The sequence below is a fragment of the Methylobacterium sp. Leaf361 genome (assembly GCF_001424445.1).
Lineage (GTDB): Bacteria > Pseudomonadota > Alphaproteobacteria > Rhizobiales > Beijerinckiaceae > Methylobacterium.
Window position 1 is genome coordinate 1 of record NZ_LMPY01000072.1, and the last position, 3,957, is coordinate 3,957.

A 3,957-nucleotide genomic window follows, 5' to 3' on the forward strand; every position below is an offset into this window, starting at 1 on the left:
GCCGCCAGCGTTCGCTCTGAGCCAGGATCAAACTCTCACGTTGAAGAGATTGATCTGGCCGATCACGTGTATTCTCAGACGGAGCCTCACATCGACCAAGTGCCAGACGCTTCACAGCGCCAGAACACCCGTCGGTGAGCTCAGAAAGAAGAACAACAGATCGGCACAAGTCTACTCACGCCAGGTCCTAAGACCTGGCCGCAAGGACAAACGCCGCCCGCGTCTCCCTTCCTCATTCCAACTTGTCAAAGAGCGCCTCAGTCGCCTGAGGCTCATCAGAGGCAAACAGAAGACCGCCCGGCAATCCCGCCGGCCAGCCCGCCCGCTTGTCAGAAGATGGCTCAGCGCCCGGTCCACTTCCGCGGCCGGCGCCGATGAGCCGGGGTATAGATCCACGGTTCCCGGCCGTCAACAGGCTTGTTGGCCGGGAAGCCGATTTTCTTGGACTCCGCGGACGACAGGCGTGTGACGCCCGATTCGCCCTCCCGTTGAGCGTGCTCAGGCCTCGAGGCTCAGGGTCATGCCGTCATAGGCGGGCACGATGCCCTCCGGCAGGCGTGCCGCGAGGGCGCCGTAGTCGAGGTCCGTGTGCAGGTTGGTCAGGACCGCGCGGCGTGGCTGCACCGACTCGATCAGCGCGAGGGCGTCCGAGACCGAGAAGTGGGTCGGGTGCGGGGTGTCCCGCAGGGCGTCGATGATCAGCAGGTCGAGACCGCGGAGCCGGGCGAGGCTCGCCTCCGGGATCAGGCTGACGTCGGGCATGTAGGCGGCCGCGCCGAAGCGGAAGCCCAGGGCCGCCTCGTTGCCGTGCTCCACCGGGAGCGATTCCACGGCGATCGCGCCCCCCTCCCCCTCCAGGATCAGGTCCCGGCCGGCGGCGAGGTCGCGCAGGTCGAGGATCGGCGGGTAGGCGCTCCCGGGGGGCGTCTCGAAGCAGTAGCCGAACCGGGCGGTGAGCAGCGACCGCGTCAGGGCGTCGGCGTAGACCGGGATGCGGGCCCGCATGGCGATCACCAGCGGGCGCAGGTCGTCGATCCCGTGGGTGTGGTCGGCGTGCGCGTGGGTGTAGAGCACCCCGTCGAGGCGCGTCACGCTGGCGTCGATGAGCTGCTCGCGCAGGTCCGGAGAGGTGTCGACCAGGAGCGTGGTCCGCCCCGCCCCCGACGCGCGCTCCACCAGGATCGAGCAGCGCCGCCGGCGGTTGCGCGGCTCCGCCGGGTCGCAGGCGCCCCAGCCGCTGCCGACCCGCGGCACCCCGCCGGACGAGCCGCAACCGAGGATGCGCAGGGTCAGGCTCGCCATCCGGATCTCCCGCTCCGACTCGTCACGCAGCGCCCGGGCGCGTTCCGGCGGCCTTGTCGAACAAGGTGAAGAAATTCGCCGTCGTGGTCCGGGTGAAGTCCTCGGCGGTCAGCCCCAGGGTCCCGGCCAGCGACCGGGCGGTGTCGGCCGTGTAGGCCGGCTCGTTGGTCCGCCCCCGGTGGGGCTCGGGGGCCAGGAACGGTGCGTCGGTCTCCACCAGGATCCGGTCGAGGGGCACGGCCTTGGCGATGTCGCGCAGGTCGTGCGAGCGCCGGAAGGTGACGATGCCCGAGAAGGACACGTACAGCCCGAGCTCCACCCCGGCCTCCGCCAGCCGCCGCCCCGACGAGAAGCAGTGCAGCACCGCCCGGAACGGCGCCCGGCCCATCTCGTCGGCGAGCACCCGCTCCATGTGGTCGTCGGCGTCCCGGGCGTGGATCACGAGCGGCAGGCCGGAGAGCCGGGCCGCCGCGATGTGGGCGCGCAGCACCCGCTCCTGCACGGCCTCGGGGGCGGCGTCGGCGTAGTGGTAGTCGAGGCCCGCCTCGCCGATCCCGACGCAGCGCGGGCTGGCCTGGGCGAGGCCCGCGATCGTCTCGGCGGCGACGTCCGGCTCCTCGGCGGCCCCGTGGGGATGGGTGCCGACCGTGTGCCAGACCTCGGGATGAGCCTCGGCGATCGCCCGGTAGGTGTCGGCCTTGGCGACCCGGGTGGCGATCGTGAGCATGCCGGCGACGCCCGCGGCCTTGGCGCGGGCGATCACGCCCGGGAGGTCGGCGGCGAAGTCCGGGAAGTCGAGATGGCAGTGGCTGTCGATGAGCATCGGGTCTCGGGGCCGTCGGGCGGCAGGGTCCTTCAAGCGGCAAGGTCCTTCAGGCGGACGGAGTCTCGGGGCGCTCGAAGCGCGGGAAGATCGGCGCGGGGGCGGGGAGCGCCGTGCCGGGGACGAGCCGGCCCCCCTCCCCCACATCGGCGAGGCCGCGCCGGTCGGCCGGCACCGCCAGCAGGTCGAGGAGCTTGGCCGCCGCCCCCGGCACGAAGGGCTGGGTCAGGATGCCGAAGACGCGCAGGGATTCCAGCGTCGTGTAGAGCACCGCGTTCATCCGCGCCGGGTCGGACTTGCGCAGTTTCCACGGCTCCTGGGCGGCGAAGTAGCGGTTGGCCTCGGCCACCACGGCCCAGATCTCCGCCAGGACGGTGTGGAGCGCGAGCTCGCCCATGAGGGTCCGGGCCCGTGCCGGCAGGGCGTCGGCCTGGGCCAGCAGGGCCGTGTCGGCCGCGTCCAGGCTGCCCGGATCCGGCACCGCGCCGTCGCAGTTCTTGGCGACCATCGTGAGCGAGCGCTGGGCGAGGTTGCCGAGGTCGTTGGCGAGATCGGCGTTGATCCGGCCGATGATCGCCTCGTGGCTGTAGCTGCCGTCGCCGCCGAACGGCACCTCGCGCAGCACGAAGTAGCGCACCGGGTCGACCCCGTAGGTGTCGGCGAGCTCGAACGGGTCGAGGACGTTGCCCAGCGACTTCGACATCTTCTCGCCCTTGGAGAGCAGGAAGCCGTGGCCGAAGACGCGCTTCGGGAGCGGCAGCCCGGCCGACATCAGGAAGGCCGGCCAGTAGACCGCGTGGAACCGGACGATGTCCTTGCCGATCACGTGCAGGTCCATCGGCCAGAATCTTTTTTGGGGGTTCTCCGCGTCGGGGAAGCCGGTGACGGTGAGATAGTTGGTGAGCGCGTCGACCCACACGTACATCACGTGGTTCGGATGACCCGGCACCGGCACGCCCCAGTCGAAATTGGTGCGGCTGACCGAGAGGTCCTTGAGGCCGGAGCGCACGAAGCTCGCCACCTCGTTCCGGCGCGTGTCCGGCCCGATGAAGTCCGGCTGATCCGCGTAGAGTTCCAGCAGCCGGTCCTGGTAGGCGGACAGTCTGAAAAGAAAATTCTCCTCCTCCATCCACTCGACCGGCGTGTCGGTGGCGAGGCTGCGGCGGCTGCCATCCTCCAGGAGCCGGGTCTCGGACTCGTCGTAGTAGGCCTCGTCGCGGACCGAGTACCAGCCGGCATACTTGTCGAGGTAGATGTCGCCGTTGGCCTCCATCCGCCGCCAGATCTCCTGGGCGGCGGCGTAGTGGCCGGGCTCGGTGGTGCGGATGAAGCGGTCGTAGGCGCAGTCCATCCGGTCGGCCATGGCCTGGAACCGGGCGGCGGTGCCGTCGACGTAGGCGCGCGGTGTGGTGCCGGCCCGGGTCGCGGCCTGCTGGATCTTGAGCCCGTGCTCGTCGGTCCCGGTGGAGAACAGCACGTCGTAGCCGTCGAGCCGGTGGAAGCGCGCGATCGCGTCGGCGGCGATCACCTCGTAGGCGTGGCCGATATGGGGCGCGCCGTTGGGGTAGGAGATCGCGGTCGAGAGACCGAACGTCTTTCGGGGATTCGCCGGGGCGTTGGACGTCACGTCTGTGGTGTTCCGGATGAGCGCGGGAAGCTGCCCGCGTTGTCGCGCGGCCGGCGCCGGGACGCAACCGTCGCCGCCTGCGGGCGCGACGGCGATCCTCCGCGGCGGCCGGCACCGGACACGCGTGATCGTCCCCGCGCGCGCGTGGCGCCGGGGGCATGGCCCGGGAGGCGAGCACGAGGGACGCGGGACGCCGCGGGAACCC

Annotated in this window: 3 protein-coding genes; all 3 read right to left on the reverse strand. The window is 71.0% G+C overall.

What is annotated here, in order from left to right:
* Nucleotides 1-498: 498 nt before the first annotated feature.
* Genes ASG32_RS29585 through metG form a run of 3 tightly spaced genes read right to left on the reverse strand, consistent with a single transcriptional unit; the run spans nucleotide 499 to nucleotide 3,752 of the window.
* Nucleotides 499-1,302 carry an MBL fold metallo-hydrolase gene (locus ASG32_RS29585; protein ID WP_056533441.1) on the reverse strand — a complete coding sequence of 268 codons (804 nt, stop codon included), beginning with the start codon at nucleotides 1,300-1,302 and terminating at the stop codon, nucleotides 499-501.
* Nucleotides 1,303-1,324: 22 nt separating this feature from the next.
* Entirely contained in the window at nucleotides 1,325-2,125 is an 801-nt protein-coding gene (locus tag ASG32_RS29590) for a TatD family hydrolase (RefSeq protein ID WP_056533443.1), read from the reverse strand.
* 49 nt (nucleotides 2,126-2,174) lie between these two features.
* On the reverse strand, nucleotides 2,175-3,752 hold the full coding sequence (gene metG, locus ASG32_RS29595; protein WP_020095552.1) for a methionine--tRNA ligase: 1,578 nt from the start codon (nucleotides 3,750-3,752) through the stop codon (nucleotides 2,175-2,177).
* Between the last annotated feature and the right edge of the window lie 205 nt (nucleotides 3,753-3,957).